17 protein-coding genes are annotated in these 19,620 nt (G+C 73.1%); 10 read left to right on the plus strand and 7 right to left on the minus strand.

All coding sequences use genetic code 11. The features are described from left to right. On the plus strand, positions 1-651 hold the full coding sequence (locus OHA84_RS07295) for a response regulator transcription factor (protein ID WP_053683255.1): 651 nt from the start codon (positions 1-3) through the stop codon (positions 649-651). A 101-nt stretch (positions 652-752) separates the two neighbouring features. Then, positions 753-1,910 carry an ROK family transcriptional regulator gene (locus OHA84_RS07300; protein WP_266972540.1) on the plus strand — a complete coding sequence of 386 codons (1,158 nt, stop codon included), beginning with the start codon at positions 753-755 and terminating at the stop codon, positions 1,908-1,910. A gap of 851 nt (positions 1,911-2,761) precedes the next feature. On the opposite strand, the gene OHA84_RS07305 is transcribed toward OHA84_RS07300, so the two are convergent. Next, entirely contained in the window at positions 2,762-3,520 is a 759-nt protein-coding gene (locus OHA84_RS07305; RefSeq protein WP_053683251.1) for a GntR family transcriptional regulator, read from the minus strand. A 354-nt stretch (positions 3,521-3,874) separates the two neighbouring features. Here OHA84_RS07305 and OHA84_RS07310 point away from each other — a divergent pair, with 354 nt between their 5' ends. From OHA84_RS07310 to OHA84_RS07325, 4 genes are all read left to right on the plus strand, one after another. Continuing rightward, complete coding sequence (locus tag OHA84_RS07310; RefSeq protein ID WP_078999582.1) at positions 3,875-4,774, plus strand: alpha/beta fold hydrolase; 900 nt, start codon at positions 3,875-3,877, stop codon at positions 4,772-4,774. A 106-nt stretch (positions 4,775-4,880) separates the two neighbouring features. Beyond that, on the plus strand, positions 4,881-6,479 hold the full coding sequence (locus tag OHA84_RS07315; protein WP_266972538.1) for an alkaline phosphatase: 1,599 nt from the start codon (positions 4,881-4,883) through the stop codon (positions 6,477-6,479). Between the two features lie 120 nt (positions 6,480-6,599). After that, positions 6,600-8,081 carry a GNAT family N-acetyltransferase gene (locus OHA84_RS07320; protein WP_266972536.1) on the plus strand — a complete coding sequence of 494 codons (1,482 nt, stop codon included), beginning with the start codon at positions 6,600-6,602 and terminating at the stop codon, positions 8,079-8,081. A gap of 146 nt (positions 8,082-8,227) precedes the next feature. Further along, the gene (locus OHA84_RS07325) at positions 8,228-9,934 is read left to right on the plus strand and encodes a DUF885 domain-containing protein (RefSeq protein WP_266951651.1); all 1,707 of its coding nucleotides are present in this window, start codon (positions 8,228-8,230) and stop codon (positions 9,932-9,934) included. An 87-nt stretch (positions 9,935-10,021) separates the two neighbouring features. On the opposite strand, the gene OHA84_RS07330 is transcribed toward OHA84_RS07325, so the two are convergent. Next, positions 10,022-10,537: a rhodanese-like domain-containing protein gene (locus OHA84_RS07330; RefSeq protein WP_266951649.1), complete on the minus strand. Its 516-nt coding sequence runs from the start codon at positions 10,535-10,537 to the stop codon at positions 10,022-10,024. 94 nt (positions 10,538-10,631) lie between these two features. On the opposite strand from OHA84_RS07330, the gene OHA84_RS07335 reads away from it, so the two are divergent. Continuing rightward, a complete protein-coding gene (locus tag OHA84_RS07335) occupies positions 10,632-11,078 on the plus strand; it encodes an Lrp/AsnC family transcriptional regulator (protein ID WP_053683242.1) in 447 nt (148 codons plus the stop codon). On the opposite strand, the gene OHA84_RS07340 is transcribed toward OHA84_RS07335, so the two are convergent. The 3 genes from OHA84_RS07340 to OHA84_RS07350 all read right to left on the minus strand — a co-directional run bounded on the left by OHA84_RS07340 (position 11,068) and on the right by OHA84_RS07350 (position 15,990). Further along, positions 11,068-14,079, minus strand: a complete 3,012-nt coding sequence (locus OHA84_RS07340; protein WP_266972533.1) for an SMC family ATPase — start codon at positions 14,077-14,079, stop codon at positions 11,068-11,070. The genes OHA84_RS07335 and OHA84_RS07340 overlap by 11 nt on opposite strands. Then, positions 14,076-15,245, minus strand: a complete 1,170-nt coding sequence (locus tag OHA84_RS07345) for an exonuclease SbcCD subunit D (protein ID WP_266972531.1) — start codon at positions 15,243-15,245, stop codon at positions 14,076-14,078. The genes OHA84_RS07340 and OHA84_RS07345 overlap by 4 nt, the downstream gene beginning before the upstream one ends. Before the next feature lie 118 nt (positions 15,246-15,363). Beyond that, a complete protein-coding gene (locus tag OHA84_RS07350; RefSeq protein WP_266951642.1) occupies positions 15,364-15,990 on the minus strand; it encodes a YigZ family protein in 627 nt (208 codons plus the stop codon). A gap of 144 nt (positions 15,991-16,134) precedes the next feature. Between OHA84_RS07350 and OHA84_RS07355 the strand changes: the two genes are divergently transcribed. Further along, positions 16,135-16,539, plus strand: coding sequence for a CoA-binding protein (locus tag OHA84_RS07355; RefSeq protein ID WP_266972529.1), 405 nt, complete (start codon positions 16,135-16,137; stop codon positions 16,537-16,539). Positions 16,540-16,582: 43 nt separating this feature from the next. Here the strand turns inward: OHA84_RS07355 and OHA84_RS07360 are convergent, their stop codons facing one another. Then, entirely contained in the window at positions 16,583-17,161 is a 579-nt protein-coding gene (locus tag OHA84_RS07360; RefSeq protein WP_266972527.1) for a helix-turn-helix domain-containing protein, read from the minus strand. 110 nt (positions 17,162-17,271) lie between these two features. Here OHA84_RS07360 and OHA84_RS07365 point away from each other — a divergent pair, with 110 nt between their 5' ends. Continuing rightward, positions 17,272-18,138: a DMT family transporter gene (locus OHA84_RS07365; RefSeq protein WP_053683230.1), complete on the plus strand. Its 867-nt coding sequence runs from the start codon at positions 17,272-17,274 to the stop codon at positions 18,136-18,138. A 6-nt stretch (positions 18,139-18,144) separates the two neighbouring features. Here OHA84_RS07365 and OHA84_RS07370 read toward each other — a convergent pair whose 3' ends face one another. Then, complete coding sequence (locus OHA84_RS07370) at positions 18,145-18,909, minus strand: DapH/DapD/GlmU-related protein (RefSeq protein ID WP_266951636.1); 765 nt, start codon at positions 18,907-18,909, stop codon at positions 18,145-18,147. A gap of 131 nt (positions 18,910-19,040) precedes the next feature. Here OHA84_RS07370 and OHA84_RS07375 point away from each other — a divergent pair, with 131 nt between their 5' ends. Next, on the plus strand, positions 19,041-19,586 hold the full coding sequence (locus tag OHA84_RS07375) for a gamma carbonic anhydrase family protein (protein ID WP_053683228.1): 546 nt from the start codon (positions 19,041-19,043) through the stop codon (positions 19,584-19,586). The last annotated feature ends 34 nt before the right edge of the window (positions 19,587-19,620 follow it).

Here is a 19,620-nt window from a genome sequence, read left to right on the forward strand (position 1 = left end):
ATGCCGGTTACCGTACTGCTCGTCGATGACGAACCCCTGGTGCGCGCGGGTCTGCGCGCCGTCTTGGAAGCACAGCCCGACATCACCGTGGTGGGCGAGGCGGCCGACGGGGCCTCCGTGGTTCCTCTCGTCCGGCAGCTGCGACCGGACGTGGTCGCCATGGACGTGCGAATGCCGTTGCTGGACGGGATCGAGGCGACGCGGGCGGTTCTCCGGTCCGTGGACTCACCGCCGAAGATCCTCGTGGTGACGACGTTCGAGAACGACGAGTACGTCTACCAGGCTCTGCGGGCCGGAGCTGACGGCTTCCTGCTGAAGCGGGCCCGACCCTCGGAGATCGTGCACGCGGTCCGACTCGTCGCGGAGGGCGAGACGCTGCTCTTCCCGGCCGCCGTGCGAGCCCTGGCGGCGGAGTACGGAAATCACAAGGCGCGGGCGGTGTTGGAACGGGCCGCGCTGACCGAGCGAGAGGAGGCGGTGCTCCGGTTGATGGCCCGCGGCTTGACCAATGTGGAGATCGCGGCGGAGCTGATCATCGGCACGGAGACCGTGAAGTCCCACGTCAGTGCGATCTTGGCGAAGCTGGGCGCACGCGACCGGACCCAGGCGGTCATCACCGCCTACGAGTCCGGATTCGTCGCCCCGGCTTGACGGGAAGGGCTGATTCCGGCCGATGGGGGGCCACTTCTCGCCGTTGCGGCGAGTGCGCAGTACGATCCGGCTGACAGGGCCGCTAGCTGGGAGGACACACGTTGGGGCAGCTGACCGGCGGGGACCCCTCTCTGCTCCGACGGATCAATTCGGCGGTGGTGCTGCGGGCCCTGCGCGCGGCCGAATCGCCGACCCTCACCGACCTCACACGGGTCACCGGACTCTCCCGGCCGACCGTGGAGGGTGTGGTGGAGGGGCTGATCGGCACGGGGCTCGTGGTGGAGGCCGAAGCCGAGGAGGGCGTGCGTCGACAGGGACGGCCGGCCAGACGGTTCCGTTTCCGGACCGAGGCGGGACATCTGCTCGGCATCGAGATCGGTTCGCACCGGATCGCCGTCCTGCTGTCCGGCCTCGACGGGCGGGTGATCGGCGCGGGCACCAAGGACGTCGCCGAGTCCGCTTCGGCCGATGAGCGGCTGGAACGGGTCCGGTCGGCGGTGGCCGATCTGCTGCGGCGCTCCTGTGTGCCACGGGACTCCTTGCGGGCCGTCGGCGTGGGCAGTCCCGGAATCGTGGAGGCTGACGGGACGGTCCGCCTCGGGACCGCCCTGCCGGGATGGACCGGGCTGCCGCTCGGCGAGAGGTTGCGGCGCTCGTTCCGCTGCCCGGTACAGGTGGAGAACGATGCCAACGCCGCGGCGGTCGCGGAGCACTGGAAGGGTGCGGCGCGGGACACGGACGACATGGTGTTCGTGATGGCGGGCCTCAGCCCCGGCGCCGGTTCGCTGATCGGCGGCCGACTGCACCGCGGCTACGGCGGAGCGGCCGGCGAGATCGGCGCGTTGCACCTGCTGGGGCGGGAGGTCACGCCGGAGAAGCTGCTGTCGACCACCGGCGAACCGCTGCACCCGCTCGACGAGCCGGCCGTGGCCGAGGTTTTCGCGATGGCCAGGCGGGGGGACTCCCGGGCGGTCGCCGCCGTGGAACGGTTCCTCCAGCGGCTGGTGCACGACGTGGCCGCGCTGGTTCTGGCGATGGATCCCGAACTGGTGGTCGTGGGCGGTTGGGCTGCCGGGCTGGACGGGGTCCTGGAGCCCTTGCGCCGGGAACTGGAGCGGTACTGCCTGCGCCCGCCTCGGGTGGTGCAGTCTCTGCTCGGCGAGGCGGCGGTGGCCACCGGGGCGCTGCGGCTGGCATTGGACCACGTCGAGGAGGAGCTGTTCGCGGTGGAGAAGACGGTGACGGCCCGGCGCAGCTGACACCGGCGCTGTCGACCCGGGCAGCGCGGTGACCCGCCCTCGGGCGAGCACCCCGGCCCCTTGGGGCGTTCCGCCTCGCCCCGATCCGAGCATGTGTTGGGGCGATACCGCGTGCGCGCCGGGCGGCTCGGCGTTCGCTTCTGCGCCGCTGCCTTGCGCACCACTGCGGGGCGCGGGGTGACTCCGGCCCGGGACCCTGCCCTGGCCGGCTGCTGCCCGACCGGCCGGCTCGCCGACCGAGCGATCGACCGACCGGCTGGCTGGCCGGCTGGCCGAGCGACCCGCTATCCGACCGGCCGAGACAACCCGGCTCCGGGTGGCAACCCGGTCCACGGCGATAGCATGGCATCGTTCTCGGCCGCACCCGGCGCGCCAGGGATGCCGAGGCGCCCGGAAGCTCCTGAGGCCGCCAATGCCGCCACCGCTGCCACCGCCGGAACCCTCAACCCACTTGCGCCGGGGAAAACGCCCGAGAGACGAGAACGGCCCGGCGCGCAGGCTCCCCGGGCCATAGTCGTGCGTGCGTGCGGCGTATCTGCCTCGTACGAAGGGTGCGCCCCGTACGACGTACACGCTCCGTACAACGGGTGCGCATCGCGCGACCTAGGTGCCCCGCACGACCTACGTGCCCCGCGCGACGTACGTACATCGTGCGACCTGCGTACCGCGTACGACCTGTGTACCCCGTGCGAAAGGGCCCACCATGTCGGGAGAAGCACGCCGCCCCGCAGGCAGGCCGGGCGTCCCGGGGCGATCCCGCCAGGCGGCCCGGGGCGATCCCGCCCGGCGTCCAGGCGCGATCCCGCCAGGCGGCCCGGGGCGGTCCTCGTCCCGGGGAGAAGCTTTGCGGGTCAGGACGCGGCGCGGGTTTCGGTGATCTCGACTCCCGAGTCGCCGAAGGTCAGGCGGCATGTGTCGGCACGGTAGGTGGCCACCGCGACGGCAGCCGTGCCGCCGGCGGTGATGTAGCGCGTGGTCACCAGCAGCACCGGGGCGCCGGGCAGCCGGTCGAGTTCCTTGGCGTCGTCTGCGCGGGCGGAGCCGAGCTCCACGGAGCGGTCCTGGCCGTCGAGCTCGAGCCGCTGGAGTTCCCGCATCACGGCGCGGGCGCGGGCGGGTCCGGCCGGGGCGTCGATGGCGGAGAGTCCGGGCACGGACTGGGCCGGCACGTACAGCAGCTCGGCGGCCAGAGCCTGCCCCTGGGTGACCCTGGTCCGGCGCACGATGTGTACGGGCTGGTCGGCGGCGAAGTCGGGACCGAGGAGCTTCAGTACGGCGGCCGGCGGCACGGCCTCGACCGCGTCCGTGGCCTCCCAGCCGTCGCCGCTCTCGCCGGGCCAGCTGTGGCCGGTGTCGCCGACGGCGACGCCGACGCGCGGCGGGGCGACGGTGGTGCCGACACCGCGCCGGCGCTGCAGACGGCCTTCGAGTTCGAGCTGTTCCAGAGCCTGCCGCAGGGTGGCGCGGGCGACTCCGAAGCGTGCGGCGAGGTCGCGCTCGTTCGGAAGGATCTCGCCGACGGCGAAGTCCCGGTCGAGCGCTTCGCTGAGGACGGTCTTGAGGTGCCAGTACTTCGGCTCCGGCACCGATTCGAGCTGCGTGGTCCCCACCCTGACTCCTCCTGCAATCGATGCAATCGCCGTGTCCCAGCGGCAGTTCCGCACCGCAGTTCCGCGCCCTTGTTTATTAAAGGTTCCTGCACTATCCCTGCGACGATAGGACGGCACACCACCTTGGTCAAGACCAATCCTCGCCGCTTTGTCGGGCAGATCGGGCATATGTAGCAACCCGTTCACGGGATGTTCGCGCTCCCGGACCACGACCGCTCCGGCGACCACCGCGACCCCGCACGTCCGGAGGATTTCAACGCCCGATCCCCGGCGGGGACTTGCCGGCGGAAGCTACTGAGCGGTAGTCATTACTGACAGCCTGTCTCACACGCGTCCAGCCCGACGAGGAGCAGCATGACCGCCACGGTCTCGTTCACGATCGATTCTCCGCTCGGCCCCCGTCCCGCCACCGTCGCCTACGAGCGCAAGGGCGCCGGCGAGCCGCTCCTCCTGCTCCACGGCATCGGCCACCACCTCCAGGCCTGGCACCCGGTGATCGACATCCTGGCCGCCGAGCACGAGGTCATCGCGGTCGACCTGCCGGGCTTCGGCGCCTCCGATCCGCTGCCCGCGGACGTCCCGTACGACCTGTCCACCGTCGCCCCGGCCCTCGGCGCGCTCTGCGCGGCACTGGGCGTGGAGCGGCCGCACGTCGCGGGGAACTCCCTCGGCGGGCTGCTCGCGCTCGAAATGGCGCGCACGCACCTCGTGCGGTCGGTGACCGCCCTGTCCCCCGCCGGGTTCTGGTCGCAGTCCGAGCGCCGGTACGCCTTCGCGGCCCTGCGGTCGATGCGCGTCGGCGCGAGGGCGCTGCCGCGGCCCACGCTGGAGCGGCTCTCGCGCAGCGGGGCGGGGCGGGCCGCGCTGACGGGGACCATCTACGCCCGCCCGGCCCGGCGTTCTCCCGAGGCGGTGGTGGCCGAGACCCTCGCCCTGCGCGACGCCACCGGCTTCGAGAAGACCCTGGCGGCGGGCGGATCCGTACTCTTCACCGACGACGTGCCGGGTCTGCCGGTCACCATCGCCTGGGGCGGCAGCGACCGGCTCCTCCTGCGGCGGCAGGGGGTGCGTGCCAAGCGCGTGATCCCGGCCGCCCGGCTGGTTCGGCTCCCGGGCTGTGGGCACGTCCCGATGAACGACGACCCCGCTCTCGTCTCCCGGGTCATCCTCGACACGGCGCGCCGGGCTTCGAGCGGTACGGCGGGCCCGATACCGGACGCGACGGCGTGGAGCGGGGAGCAGCGGGCGGTGTGAGCGGCCGGCGGCTGTTCATCCGCGGTTCGCGTGGGCGACGCGGCCGGGCCGGTGTGCGGCGACACACTGGTCCGGCCCGCCCCCGCCGGTCCCTGGAGACGCACCGATGGCACCCCTGCCGCACACCCGACGTTCCCTGCTCGGCAGTTCGCTCGCCGTTCCGGCCGGGCTCGTCCTGTCCGGGGCCTTCGCGTCGCCGGCGTTCGCCGCCCCGCGCCGGGCTCCCGCGCTCGTCCTCTCCGGCCGCCCGAACGCCCTCTGGGGCACCCAGTCCGGGGAGATCACCGCCCATTCGGCCACCGTCTGGACGCGCTCCGACCGTGCCGCGCGGATGTGGGTCGAGACCTCTCCGAGCGAGTCGTTCCGGTACGGGGTGCGCCGCCACGGCGGGGTGTTCCTCGGTCCCGCCACCGACTTCACCGGCACCGTCACCCTGCGCGATCTGCCGCCCGGCCGGCAGATCCACTACCGGATCGTGCTCGCGGACCCCGGCGATCCCCGCCGGACCGGCGAGCCGGTGCACGGCACGTTCCGCACCACGCCGGTGTCCCGCCGCCACGACGTGCGCTTCCTGTGGTCCGGTGACCTCGCGGGGCAGGGCTGGGGCATCAATCCCGAGGTCGGCGGGTACCGCGTCTTCGACGAGATGCGGCTGCGGGACCCGGACTTCTTCCTCTTCAGCGGCGACACGATCTACGCCGACGGTCCCCTCCAGGCCGCCGTGCCCCGGCCCGACGGGACGGTCTGGCGCAACGTCACCAGCGAGGAGAAGTCGAAGGTCGCGGAGACCCTGGCGGAGTTCCGCGGGAACTTCCGCTACAACCTGCTCGATCGCAACCTCCGCGACTTCAACGCCCAGGTCCCGGTGCTGGTCCAGTGGGACGACCACGAGGTGCGCAACAACTGGTATCCGGGGCAGCGGATCGAGGATCCCCGGTACACCGTCAAGGACGTCGACACCCTCGCCGGTCGGGCCCGTCAGGCCTTCGGGGAGTATTTCCCGGTCAGTGATCTGCGCGGTGGTGGCGCCGAGGGGCGGATGTACCGGGTGATGCGGCACGGGCCGCTGTTGGACGTGTTCGTCCTCGACATGCGGACCTATCGGAACCCCAATTCCCCCGACACCCAGACCGTCGACCCGATCGGCATTCTCGGTCCGGAACAGCTGGGCTGGCTCAAGCGCGAGCTCTCGCGCTCGCGCGCGACGTGGAAGGTGATCGCCTCGGACATGCCGCTGGGCATCGTCGTCGCCGACGGGGCCACCGACTTCGAGGCCGTCGCCCAGGGTGATCCGGGCGCCCCGCTCGGTCGGGAGCTCCAGATCGCCGAACTCCTGCGTCACATCAAGCACCAACGCATCACCGGCACCGTCTGGCTCACGGCCGACGTTCACTACACGGCCGCCAACCACTACGCGCCCGAGCGGGCCGCCTTCACGGACTTCGCGCCGTTCTGGGAGTTCGTCTCCGGCCCGATCGGTGCGGGCGCCTTCCCCGCGGGCCGCCTCGACGCGACCTTCGGGGCTCGGACCGCATACGTTCAGTCGGCCTCGGTGGCCAACATGTCCCCGGCCGAGAACCCGCCCTACTACGGCGAGGTCGACATCGACGGGGACAGCGGGGAGCTCACCGTGCGCCTGCGGCAGCAGGGAGGTCGGGTGCTCTTCGCCAGGACGCTCCGACCGGGGCGCGTGGGGCAGTCGTGACCTCGCCGGAAACAACGGCCGAAACCCCTCGAAACATGGCAGACCGAGCGGATCGACACTTAACCAGTCGGTCACAGATCGTTCGTGATCACGCAACACCCCTGCGCCACAGTGGTGTGCATGACTGACCGTAATGTTGCCTCCGCCCAGCGTCCCCACCGCCACCACTGGCGCCGTGACGTCGTCGAACTCGCCGCCCTCTTCTGCGCCGTCGCGGTGGCCGACGGCATCGCCAATCTCGTGGTGCACGGCCCCAGGGGCCCGATCCTGCTGGTCGCCTCGGCCATCGCGCTCCTGGTCACGGCCACCTTCCACACCTGGTGGGCACGCCGCCACAGTCATGCGCCCCCTCCGGGAAACTCCGCGCCCTCCGATCCGGCCGCGGCATCGGCGCCGCATGCCACACCCGCCGGGGAGAGCGCCGGTTCCACCGCCGACCCGAAGGCGACCCCCGCCCTGTGGCGGATGCGCACCACGGTGCGTGACGAACCCGGCAGCCTGGCAGCGATCTGCACCGCGCTCGCCCGCAGCGGCGTGGACATCCTGACGTTGCAGACCCACCCCCTCCCCGAGGGCGGCACGGTCGACGAGTTCCTGCTGCGCGCCCCGCAGCGGCTGCCCTCCGCGGACCTGACCCGGGCCATCGCCGGGGCCGGCGGGCACAGCACCTGGATCGAGCGCGCCGACGCCCACGACCTGGTCGACACCCCGACCCGGGTGCTCGGACTCGCCACCCGCACCGCGCTGGACGCCGCCGAGCTGCCGCTCGCCCTGCGCCAACTGCTCGGCCGCTGCACGATCCACTCGATCCCCGCGACCACGCTCTCCGGCCGCCCCAACGCCGGCGCGGACGCCCCCGTCGAAGGGGTCCTGGAGGCCACGGTCATGCGGCTGCGCGACCCTTCGGGCGGCGCGATCACCGTGGAGCGCCCTTACCTTCCCTTCACCCCGACCGAGTTCGCCCGCGCCCGGGCCCTGGTGGAACTCGACGCCCGGCTCGGGCCGCGCGTCCCGCGCAGCCAGGACGTGCTGACGTTGCCGGAGGGCAACGAGATCACCGTGCGGCGGGCCGACGGCTCCGATCTGGCCGCCGCCCGCGCGATGCACGACCGTTGCTCCGAGCGCACGCTGGGCCTTCGCTACCACGGTCCGGTCGGCGACGCCGATCGCTACCTCGGCCACCTGCTGAGTCCCCGGTTCGGTCGCACGTTGGCCGCGACGACCGCGTCCGGGAAGCTCGTCGCCCTCGGCCACCTGTTGTGGGACGGCGACGACACCGAGGTGGCGCTGCTCATCGAGGACGACTGGCAGCGCCGAGGCATCGGCTCGGAGCTGCTGCGCCGCCTGCTGTCGATGGCCGTGGAGGCCGGCTGCGACAGCGTGTACGCCGTCACCCAGGCCTCCAACACCGGCATGGTCGCGGCCATGCGCGGTCTCGGGCTGCCCCTCGACTACCAGATCGAGGAGGGCACCCTGGTGATCACGGCCCGGCTGGACGCCGCCCGCGTCGGCTCCCGGTCGTCCTCCCACGAGGCCCCGCGCGAGCGGCACGCGTACGAGACCGAGCGGCACGCGTACGAGACCCGGCGGCTCCAGGGCTGAAGACACGCGATACCGAGGGCCGTTCGCCGGGTGCGGGCGGCCCCCGGTCGCGTACGGACCTCCCGGGAAACGCTCGGGTCGAGAGGCCCGCAGGCCGAGAGCGAACTCCGATGACGGGAGGGCGTCTCACATACGAAGATGGCCGTATGTCTGAGACCCTCCACAGTGACCGCGCCCGCCGGCTGCCCCGCCAGGTCGCCGACGCGTACGTAGACGACCTCATCGCCATCGACCCGATCACCGGTACCTACCTCGGCGTCGCCGAGAGTTCCCGCCGGCTCCCGGACTTCTCCCCGGCCGGTCGCGCGGCCGTCGCCGAGCTGGCCCGCACCACCCTCGACCGGCTCGACGCCGCCGAGCTGCTGCCCGGCGCCGACACCGACGCCGAGCGCCGCTGCGCGCGCCTGCTGCGCGAGCGCCTCACCGCGGAACTCGGCGTGTACGAGGCCGACGAGGACCTCCGCGCGGTCAGCAACCTCCACTCCCCCGCGCATTCGGTCCGCGAGATCTTCACGCTGACCCCGGCCGACACGGCGGAGGACTGGGCGGCCATCGCCGAACGGCTGCGGGCGGTCCCGGCCGCCTTCGCCGGCTACCGCGAGAGCCTGCGACTGGGCCTGGACCGGGGCCTGTACGGGGGTCCGCGCCCCACCGCCACCTTCATCGGCCAGCTCACCACCTGGGCCGGTCAGGCCGGCGACGGCGAGCGCGACTTCTTCGGGAAGTTCGCGGCGGACGGCCCGGACTCCCTGCGCGCCGAGCTGGACGAGGCGGCCGCGGCCGCCACGACCGCCGTCGTCGCACTGCGCGACTGGATGAGCGAGGTGTACGCACCCGCCGTCGCGGACGCCCCGGACACCGTGGGCCGCGAGCGCTACGCGCGCTGGTCCCGGTACTTCAACGGCACGGACCTGGACCTGGACGAGGCCTACGCCTACGGCTGGTCGGAGTACCACCGACTGCTCGCCGAGATGAAGGCCGAGGCGGACAAGATCCTGCCGGGCTCGAACCCGTGGGACGCGCTGCGGCACCTGGACGAGCACGGCACGCACATCGAGGGCGTCGACGAGGTCCGTGCCTGGTTGCAGGGCCTCATGGACGAGGCCATCGAGAACCTCGACGGCACCCACTTCGAACTCGCCGAGCGGGTCAAGAAGGTGGAGTCGATGATCGCCCCGCCGGGCGGCGCGGCGGCCCCGTACTACACCAACCCGTCGGAGGACTTCTCCCGTCCGGGGCGCACCTGGTTGCCGACGATGGGCCAGACCCGCTTCCCGGTGTACGACCTTGTTTCGACCTGGTACCACGAAGGGGTTCCGGGTCACCACCTCCAGTTGGCGCAGTGGACGCACGTCGCGGACCAGCTGTCCCGCTACCAGGCGAGCGTCGGTCTGGTGAGCGCCAACGCCGAGGGCTGGGCCCTGTACGCCGAGCGACTGATGGACGAGCTCGGGTACCTGAAGGACGCCGAGCAGCGGCTCGGTTACCTGGACTGCCAGATGATGCGCGCCGCGCGCGTCATCGTGGACATCGGCATGCACCTGGAGTTGGACATCCCGGCGGACTCGCCGTTCCACCCGGGCGAGCGGTGGACGGTGGAGCTGGCGCAGGAGTTCTTCGGCCTGCACAGCGGTCGGCCGGGCGACTTCGTCGAGAGCGAGCTGACCCGCTACCTGTCGATGCCGGGCCAGGCCATCGGCTACAAGCTGGGCGAGCGCGCCTGGCTGCTGGGCCGGGACAACGCCCGCGCCGCGCACGGCGAGTCCTTCGACCTGAAGGCGTGGCACATGGCGGCGCTGTCGCAGGGTTCGCTGGGGCTGGACGACCTGGTGGACGAGCTCTCGAAGCTCTGATCCCGGCCGCGGCCCACGGATGACGACGGGCCGCCCACCCCTGCGCGGGTGAGCGGCCCGTCGTCGCGTCGGTGCGTACGGGCGAGGTCAGCAGCCGCAGTCGTCGGAGTCCGTGGGCGCGGTCAGCGGGTCGGCCTCGGCGCGCTGCCGGTTCCCCTCCCAGGTCTCGACCTCGAAGCCCTCGCGGATCCAGTACTCGATGCCGCCGAGCATCTCCTTGACCCGGTAGCCGCGTTCGGCGAGCGCCAGGGCGGACCGGGTGGCTCCGTTGCAGCCGGGGCCCCAGCAGTAGGTGACCACCGGGACGTCCTTGTCCAGGAGCTGGTCGGCCTGCCCGGGGATGAGCGCGGTGGGCAGGTGGATCGCGCCGGGCACGTGGGCCTGGTCCCAGGCCTCGGTGGAGCGGGAGTCGATCAGTTGGAAGCCGAGTGCGGCGCCCTCCTCGTGGTGGGCCCTGACCGCGGCGGCGACGTCGGAGACGTCCGCGTGGAAGGCGAGGCTCGCCGCGAAGTAGGCGGCCGCCGCGGCCGGGCTCGCCGGGGGGACCCGGAGCACGGGGTGGGTGGTGGCGGGGGTGGCCGCGGTGTTCCGTGTCGTCGTCATGGTCTGGAATCTATGACCTGCCGATCAGCGTCGGAAGGCAGTTCCCCCGGCCTTCCTCTTGTATCGCCGGGGATTGTCCTGCTACATCTGCGGGATGACCGACTATTCCCCCGACGCCACCGACTGGCGCATCCTGGCGGCCCTGCAAGAGAACGGACGGGCCGGTTTCGCCGAGCTCGCGCGGGCGGTGTCCATGTCCGCGAGCGCCGTCACCGAGCGGGTGCGTCGGCTGGAGGAGGCGGGCGTGATCACCGGGTACACGGCCGTGGTGGATCCCGAGAAACTGGGCAAACCCGTGCTCGCCCTGGTTCGGCTGCGCTATCCGCACGGCAACTACAAGCCGTTCAACGATCTTCTGGAGGCCACACCGGACATCCTGGAGGCCCACCACGTCACGGGCGACGACTGTTTCGTGCTCAAGGTGGCCGCGCGCTCCATGCGGCACCTGGAGGAGATCACCGGCCGGATATCGGGGCTCGGGTCCGTCACCACGAGCATCGTGTACTCGTCCCCGCTGTCACGGCGGCCCCTCAGCCCCTGAGACCGCCGGTACGGTGGCGCACGATCGAGCCGCCGCGCTGCTTGACGATCTCCAGCTGGGCCTGGACCCGGGTCCGCAGATCGGCGACGTGGCTCACGATCCCGACGCTGCGGTCCCGCTCGCGCAGCGAGTCCAGCACGTCGAGGACCTCGTCCAGGGCCTGGTCGTCGAGGCTGCCGAACCCCTCGTCGATGAACAGGGTGTCGAGGCGCATCCCGCCGGTCTCGTCGGTGACCACGTCGGCCAGCCCGAGGGCGAGCGCGAGCGAGGCGAAGAAGGTCTCGCCTCCGGACAGGGTGGCGGTGTCCCGCTCGATGCCGGTCCAGGCGTCCACCACGTGGAGCCCCAGGCCGGAGCGGCCCCGGCCGCTCGCCCTCGCGTCGGAGTGGACGAGCGTGTAACGGCCGCCGGACATGCGCAGCAGCCGCACCGTCGCGGCCGCGGCGACCTGCTCCAGTCGGGCGGCCAGGACGTACGACTCCAGCCGCATCTTGCGCTCGTTGTCGGCGGAGGTGCCCGCGGTGAGTCCGGCGAGCCGGGCCACCCGGTCGTAGGCCTCGCGCAGCGGGCCCAGGGCCCGCAGTTCCTGCTCGGCCTGCCGGGAGAGCCGGTCCAGTTCGGCGCAGCGCACCCGGGCGGCGTCGACGGCGGAGCCGGCCGTGCGCAGCCTCGCGGCGGCCGCGTCCGCGTGTGCCTCGGCGGTGTGCGGGTCGGCGGGCGGCAGGGTCGCCGCGGCGGCGGTCTCGCTCTCGCCGCGGCGGTCGGCGAGCATGGCCTCCTCGGCCTGCCAGGAGTCCAGCCGGTGCTGGAGCGCGGTGCGTTCGTACTCGGGGAGCACGGCGTCGGCCGCCGCGTCGGTGGTGTCGAAGCCGGCCTTGAAGGCGGCGTCGGCGAGCTGGTCGTCGGCCTCCTTAAGGCGGGCGGCGGTCGTCTCGGCGCGGCGCAGGGACGCGGCGGCGCCGGTGACCATCCGGATCCGGTCCTCCAGGATCCGGGCGCGGGCCGCGACGCTGGGCGCGTCGCCCCGTACGAGGACCAGTTCGGCTTCCAGGGAGGCCTGTTCCCGTTCGAGGGCCTCGCGGCGGGAGGCCCGCGCGGCGGCCCGGCGCTCGGCGTCGAGCCGGTCGGCGCTGCGCGCGGCGTGCTCCTGCTCGGCGCGTGCGAGGCGCTCGCGGGCGGCGTGCAGTCCGGCGGCGTCGGCGTGGGCGGCCGCGTGACGGGAGCTCAGGTCGGCGCTCCGCGCGAGCAGTTCGGCGGTGGTGGCGTCCCCGGCCGCGGCGGCGGCCTCGGACTCGGCCTCCCGCACGGCGGCCAGTCTCCGCTCGACGGTGGCCCTGCGTTCCTCGGCCTGCTCGAAGCGGGCGTGGGCGGCGTCCTCGGCGGCCCGGTCGACGTGCCCGGGCGCGGGGCGGGCCGGCTCGGGGTGCTCCGCCGATCCGCACACCGTGCAGGGCTCCCCCGCCACCAGCGCCGCGGCGAGTTCGGCGGCGATCCCGCGCAGTCGGGTCTCCTTCAGCTCCAGCCAACGTTCCCGGGCGGCGGTGGACTCCTCGCGTACGGCCAGCAGGTCGCCCGAGGCGGCTTCGGCGTCGGCGGCGAGGGCGTCACGTCGCCGGGCGGCGCTGAGGTGCATCCGGGCGGGCTCCAGGCGGCCCGCGAGCTGTTCGGCGAGGGTGGCGGCCTGTTGGGCGGCGTCGGCGCGGGCGACCAGCGCGGTCCGGGTGGCGTCCCAGCGGGCGAGCCACTCGGCGGATTCCTGGTGTTGCTCGTCGGCGTCCCGGGACTCCCGGTCGAGGGTGGCGCGTTCGCGACCGATCTCGGCGCTGCGCTGCTCGGCGCGTTGGGCGGCGCCGACCGCGCCGAGTTCCTCGCGCAACCGCTGCTCGACGGTGGCGAGTTGTTCCGTGCCGGCCTCGGCGAGGGCCGGGGGGAGTTCGGCGCGGGCGAGGGATTCCGCGTGGGCGGCGGTCAGGTGGGCGCCGGCCGCGGCTCCGCGCAGTTCCAGGGCGGGGGCGACGAGGGCACCCCGACGGGCCCGGTCCAGGAGGGCCCGGACCCGCTCCCGTTCGGGTGCGGCCTCGGCGAACAGGGCGGCCCGGCGGGTGGTCTCGGCGTGCCGGCGCTGGAGCCGGTCGAGTTCCCGGGCGTCCTCGGCGGCCCGCCGGGCGGCGGCGTACCGGCTTTCGACGGCGGCCAGCGCGTACTCGGCCACGGTCAGCCGTTCCCGGGCGGCGCACCGTGCGACGGCCGCCCAGGCCCGGATCGCCTCGGCGAGCCCGGGGTCGCCGGGCTGGTGGCGGGGCAGCGGCCAGGAGCGCAGGTCGGCGCAGTCCCCGGCGGCCTGGGCGAGACGTTGGGCGGTGTGGAGGACCTTCTCGTCACCGGCGCGCACCTTGGCCTCGGCGGCCCGGCGGCGTTCCGCGAGCAGCGTCTCGACGGCGGCGAAGCGGCGGGTGTCGAAGAGCCGCCCGAGCAGTCGGCCGCGGGCCTCGGCGCCGGCCCGCAGGAACTGGGCGAACTCCCCCTGCGGCAACAGCACCACCTGACAGAACTGGTCGCGGCTCATGCCGAGGAGTTGTTCGACCTCCTCGCCGATCTCCTGGTGGGAGCGGCTCAGCGCGGTCCAGTTCTCGCCGTCGTACTCGCGCAGCCAACTCTGCGCCTTGTCCTTGGTCGTGCCCGTGCCGCGTTTCTTCGGCCGGTCCTGTTCGGGCCGCCGGGTGATCTCCAGACGGCGTCCGCCCGCGGTGAGTTCGAGGGTGACCTCAGTGGGGGTCTCGGGGGCCGCGTGGTCGCTGCGCAGGCTGTTCCCCGGGTTCTGGCGGACGCCGGGCACGGAGGCGTAGAGGGCGTAGCAGACCGCGTCGAGGACGGAGGTCTTGCCCGCTCCGGTGGGGCCGTGCAGGAGGAAGACGCCGGCGCCGGAGAGGGCGTCGAAGTCGATCTCCTGGGGTTCCGCGAAGGGGCCGAAGGCGGTGACCTTGAGCCGGTGCAGCCTCATCGGGCGGTCTCCTCGTGCCGGGCCTGGGCCCGTACGTCGTCGAAGGCGCCTTGGAGCACGACCCGTTCGGCCTCGTCGGCGGATCCGCCGCCGCGCACGTGGGCGACGAAGTCCTCGGCGATCTCCTGATCGCTGCGGCCCTTGAGCCGTTGGGCGTAGGAGATCCCGCCGTCCTCCTCGCGGCCCTCGGGGTCGAAGGCGAGGCTGAGGGTGTGCGGGAAGCGGGCGGCGAGGCGCGCCATGGGGTCCTCGGGCCGGGCGGGGTCGGTGAGGGTGGCCTCGATCCAGGAGTTCTCGTGCCGGGTGAGCGCGGAGTCCGCGAGCAGGTCGTCCAGTCGGCCGCGGATCCGGGCGAGGGGGCGCGGGACGGGGTTCTCGATCCGTTCCGCGCTCGTCAGTTCGCCGCCCGCACCGAGGTCGATCAGCCACATGGTCTTGCGGTGGTCGGCCTCGGAGAAGGAGTAGGCCAGCGGGGAACCCGAGTAGCGGACCCGTTCGTTGATGGTCTGGCAGCCGTGGAGGTGGCCGAGTGCGGCGTAGTCCACCCCGGCGAAGACGTCGGCGGGCACGGCCTCGACCCCTCCGACGGTGATGTCGCGCTCGCTGTCGCTGGCCGTCCCCCCGGTGACGAAGGCGTGGGAGAGGACGATCGAGCGGGTGCCGGGTGCCCGGGCGGCCAGGTCGGCCCGGATCCGACGCATCGCCGCGCCCAGCACCGCCTCGTGACCGACCCGGTCCGCTCCCAGGGTGTCCTTCACCAGCGCCGGTTCGAGATAGGGCAGTCCGTACAGCGCCACGTCGCCGTGTGCGTCCGACAGCACCACGGGGTCGGCGCAGCCCGCCGGGTCGGTCCGCAGGAAGATCCCGGCCCGGTCGATCAGCCCGGCGCCGACTCCGAGGCGGCGGGCGGAGTCGTGGTTCCCGGAGATCATCACGGTCGGTACGCCGAGTGCGGCGAGCCGGTGCAGGGCCCGGTCGTACAGCTCGACGGCGGGCAGCGGGGGCACGGCCCGGTCGTAGATGTCGCCGGCGACGAGGACGGCGTCGACCTCGTGCTCCTCGACGGTCGCGACGAGGTGGTCGATGAAGGTGGCCTGGGCTCCGAGCATGTTCACGCGGTGGAAGGAGCGTCCGAGGTGCCAGTCGGAGGTGTGCAGGAACTTCACTCGCCGGCCCCGCCGCGCATGCCGTCTCCCCCTGGTCGTCCTCTGGCCCTGTGCCCCCTCTACGCTAACCGGTCACCGGGCCCGCGAAGGACGTGTTCGGGGCGCCCGCGTCCCGCAGTCAGGGGGCGTACGTCTCCCCGCCCAGGGTGAGGGTGGCGCTGCCCGCGGTGCTGTCGGCGAGCCAGGCCTCGAACGCGGGCAGGTCGGCCTCGGGGATCGCGACCTCGATCTCCACCGCGGTTCCGTAGCGCAGGTCGACCACGGTGCGCCCGGTGGAGCGGAGGTCGTTCTGGGTCTTGCCGGCGCGCTGGTGGTCGACGGTGACGGTGGCCAGGCGGTAGCGCCTGCGGGTCACGGTGCCGAGGGCGTCGAGCGCCTCGCCGACGACTCCGCCGTAGGCGCGGATGAGGCCGCCGGCGCCGAGTTTCACGCCGCCGTAGTAGCGGGTGACGACGGCGACCGCGTAGCGGATGTCGCGTCGGGTGAGCATCTGGAGCATGGGGACTCCGGCGGTGCCGCCGGGTTCCCCGTCGTCGCTCGCCTTCTGGACGGAGGCGTCGGCGCCGATCACGTAGGCGTGGCAGTTGTGCGAGGCGGTGGGGTGCTCCTTGCGGATGCGCGCGATGAACGCCTGCGCCTCCTGCTCGGTCGCGGCCGGGGCGAGCGAGCACAGGAACCGCGAGCGGTTGATCTCGGACTCGTGCACGCCCTCGCGGGCCACCGTCACGTACTGGTCTGCCGTCACCGTCCCACCCTAAGCCGTGGCCAAGGGTCTCTCCGGCCGCCCGCCGGGCCCGGGAATCGGACACGCGTCCCGACGGTTGATCGACGTGCGGGCCGGCATCGGGCCGGGCCGCGCGCAGCACCGGAGCAGCAGGAGGCGGCACACGTGTACGGCGACCCCGCGACCATCCGCAAGATCCTCACCGAACTCGGTGACACCTGGGCCGTGGTGGGCCTGTCCAACAACGAGGACCGGGCGGCTTACGGGGTGGCCCGCGTGCTCCAGCGGTACGGCAAGCGCGTGATCCCCGTACACCCCAAGGCGGAGACGGTGCACGGAGAGCGGGGTTACGCCTCGCTCCGCGAGATCCCGTTCAAGGTCGACGTGGTCGACGTCTTCGTGAACAGCGCCCTCGCCGGCGCCGTGGCCGACGAGGCCGTGGCGGTCGGGGCGGAGGCCGTCTGGTTCCAACTGGACGTGATCGACGAGGAGGCCTGCGCCCGTACCCGCGAGGCCGGTCTGGACATGGTCATGAACCGCTGCCCGGCGATCGAGATCCCGGCGCTCTGACCGCCCGACCGGCCGGCCGGCCGCGTTCACCGCACGTGAGCCCTCACGGCCCGGTCACCGGCGGGATCGAGACCGCCATGGTCATCTCCATGGGCTCGGTCCCGTCGTTGCGGTAGGTGTGCGGGACGTTCCCCTCGAAGGAGACGGCCCCTCCCGCGGGCACCGTGTACGCCTCCCCGTCGACGAGGAGGGTGAGGGTGCCCGCCGTGACGTGGAGCATCTCCAGGGTCCCCGACGGGTGGGCGTCGGAGTCGGTGCCCTCGCCGGGTTCCAGGAGGTAGGTCCAGACCTCCAGCGGCCCGCGCCGGTCGTCGCCGAGCAGCATGGTGGCGCCGCTGCCGCCCTCGGTGGACCACATCCGCACCCCCTGCCCCGGCAGTACCACCTGCACCTGCGGACTGCGGTCGCGGTCGAGCAGGGTCGTGATGCTGACGCCGAGCGCGTCGGCCAGTTTGACCGTGGTGCCGACGCTGGGGTTCGTCCGGGCCTGCTCGATCTGGATGATCATCCCGCGGCTGACCCCGGACCGGGCCGCCAGCGCCTCCAGGGTGAAGCCCCGCTCACCGCGCCATCGCCTGAGGTTCCGCGCGAGGGCCTGGGTGAGCTCCTCTAGGTCCGACAACGTATCGCCCCCACACTCGTGGTCCAATATTCTGACTGACAGAGTCCAATGGAATGGACTATGGTGCGCTGTACTTCACCGTTCAATGCACTGTACTGCGAGGTCCTGCCATGACCACCCTGTTCGCCCTGGCCACAGCCGTGCTGTGGGGCCTCGCCGACTTCGGCGGCGGGCTGCTGACCCGCCGCCTGCCGGCGCTCACGGTGGTCGTGGTCTCGCAGCTCGTCGCCGTCGTCGTGCTGGGCGCGGTGGTCCTCGGCACCGGCGCCTGGCACGAGGCCGGGCCCCAGCTGTGGTTCGCCGTCGGCGCCGGACTGGTCGGCCCCCTGGCGATGCTCGCCTTCTACGAGGCGCTGGCGCTCGGACCGATGGGCGTGGTGTCCCCGCTGGGTTCGCTCGGCGTGATCGTGCCGGTCGGGGCCGGGCTGGCGCTGGGCGAGCGGCCCGGGCTCGGCCAGTTCGCCGGGATCGCCGTGGCCGTCGGGGGCATCGTCCTCGCCGGCGGCCCCGAGCTGCGGGGAGCACCCGTACAGCGCCGGGCCGTCGTGCTCACCCTGGTGGCGGCCTTCGGGTTCGGCGCGGTGATGGCCCTGATCTCGCACGCCTCCACCACCCTCACCGGCCTGTTCCTGGCCCTCTTCGTCCAGCGGGTGACGAACGTGGCCGCCGGCGGCGCGGCCCTGTGGGTCCGGACCCGGCGCGGCGCCCCCGCCCTTCCGGCGGACGGCGGGCGCGCGATCCTGTGGGGACTGCTGCCGGCGCTGGCCTTCGTTGGCCTCGCGGACGTAGCGGCGAACGGCACGTACTCCGTCGCCGCGCAGAGCGGCCCGGTCACCGTGGCCGCCGTGCTTTCCTCGCTCTACCCGGTGATCACCGCGCTGGCCGCGTTCGTGATGCTCAAGGAGCGGCTGCGGACCGTACAGGCGGCGGGCGCCGGACTGGCCCTGGCGGGTACCGTCCTGCTGGCCGCCGGGTAGCGCCCGCTACGCCGGGTCGCCCGCGGTCTCGGAGGTGCGCTGCTCCGCCTCCGCCAGTTCGGCCAGTGCCCGCAACTGCCCGGGGGTGACCCCGTCCGCTATCGGCACCGGCGTGGGTGTGCGCAGCGGCGGCTGCCAGCCCGTCTCCGGCTCCCAGCGCCGCACGATCCGCGCCGGCGCCCCCGCCACCACCGCGTGGTCGGGTACCTCACCGCGTACGACGGCCCCCGCGGCCACCACCACGTTGCGGCCCAGCCGGGCGCCGGGAAGGATCACCGCGCCCGTCCCGAGCCAGCAGCCCGGGCCGATCTCCACCGGGGCGCTGCGCGGCCACTGCTTGCCCACGGGTTCGTGCGGGTCGTCGTAGCTGTGGTTGGTGGAGGTGATGTAGACGCCGGGCCCGCAGAAGGTGTCGTCGCCGATGGTGATCCGGGTGTCGGCGATGACGTGGCTGCCCCGGCCGAGGACCACGCCGTTGCCGAGGACGAGCATCGGGTCCGGGCCGAGGTCGAGGTCGGGCATCATCCCGGCGGTCAGGGTGACCTGTTCGGCGATGATGCAGTGGTCTCCGAGCCTGATCCAGGGTTCGCCGAAGATCGTGCCTTGCGGGAAGGCGAGGCGGGTGGCGGGCCCGATGGCGTCGAAGCGCAGCCTTCCGGGGGTCTCGGCGGTGACGGCGCCGGCACGCTGCATCCAGCGCCAGCCCGCGTGGACGGCGCGGTTGACCACCCGACGCCGCAGGGATGAGAACGTGTTCTGGTTCTTCGGCACCCGGTCACCGTAGCGTGCCGGCCGCAGGTACCGCGCCGTGATCTTCACCCCATCCCGGGGCCTCCGAGGGAGGTGGCCTACCGTGCTGTCAGCGCGGCAGACCACACACCACGGAACAGAGGGAAGAGAACATGACGCAGCAGGCGGCCCAGGCACTCGTCGCGGGTGTGGGCGGACGGCAGCCGGTCATCGACCCCACCGCCTTCACGGCGCCCACCTCGGCGGTGATCGGCGACGTGACCCTCGCCGCGGGCGCGAGCGTCTGGTACTCGGCGGTGCTGCGCGCGGACTGCGGCCCGATCGCGCTCGGCGCCGACAGCAACGTGCAGGACAACTGCACGATCCACGTGGACCCCGGCTTCCCGGTCTCCATCGGCGCGCGCGTCTCCATCGGCCACAACGCGGTGGTGCACGGCTGCACCGTCGAGGACGACTGCCTCATCGGCATGGGCGCCACCGTGCTGAACGGCGCGGTGATCGGCGCCGGTTCGCTGGTGGCCGCGCAGGCACTGGTCCCGCAGGGGATGGTGGTCCCGCCGGGCTCCCTGGTCGCGGGCGTGCCGGCCAAGGTGCGGCGCGAGCTCACCGAGGAGGAGCGCGAGGGGATCAAGGTCAACGCCCTGATGTACACGGAACTGGCCAAGCAGCACCGCGCCTCGGTGACCCCCGACGCCTGACGCGGTTCCGCCGGCCCACCGCCCGTCGGCGGGC

The organism is Streptomyces sp. NBC_00513 (assembly GCF_041431415.1).
Lineage (GTDB): Bacteria > Actinomycetota > Actinomycetes > Streptomycetales > Streptomycetaceae > Streptomyces.

Excerpts from the sequence above, each read along its gene's own strand:
- OHA84_RS07340 (WP_266972533.1), bottom strand. The coding sequence starts at position 14,079 with ATGAGGCTGCACCGGCTCAAGGTCACCGCCTTCGGCCCCTTCGCGGAA.
- OHA84_RS07375 (WP_053683228.1), top strand. The coding sequence starts at position 19,041 with ATGACGCAGCAGGCGGCCCAGGCACTCGTCGCGGGTGTGGGCGGACGG.
- OHA84_RS07310 (WP_078999582.1), top strand. The coding sequence starts at position 3,875 with ATGACCGCCACGGTCTCGTTCACGATCGATTCTCCGCTCGGCCCCCGT.
- OHA84_RS07335 (WP_053683242.1), top strand. The coding sequence starts at position 10,632 with ATGACCGACTATTCCCCCGACGCCACCGACTGGCGCATCCTGGCGGCC.
- OHA84_RS07330 (WP_266951649.1), bottom strand. The coding sequence starts at position 10,537 with ATGACGACGACACGGAACACCGCGGCCACCCCCGCCACCACCCACCCC.
- OHA84_RS07315 (WP_266972538.1), top strand. The coding sequence starts at position 4,881 with ATGGCACCCCTGCCGCACACCCGACGTTCCCTGCTCGGCAGTTCGCTC.
- OHA84_RS07365 (WP_053683230.1), top strand. The coding sequence starts at position 17,272 with ATGACCACCCTGTTCGCCCTGGCCACAGCCGTGCTGTGGGGCCTCGCC.
- OHA84_RS07295 (WP_053683255.1), top strand. The coding sequence starts at position 1 with ATGCCGGTTACCGTACTGCTCGTCGATGACGAACCCCTGGTGCGCGCG.
- OHA84_RS07325 (WP_266951651.1), top strand. The coding sequence starts at position 8,228 with ATGTCTGAGACCCTCCACAGTGACCGCGCCCGCCGGCTGCCCCGCCAG.
- OHA84_RS07320 (WP_266972536.1), top strand. The coding sequence starts at position 6,600 with ATGACTGACCGTAATGTTGCCTCCGCCCAGCGTCCCCACCGCCACCAC.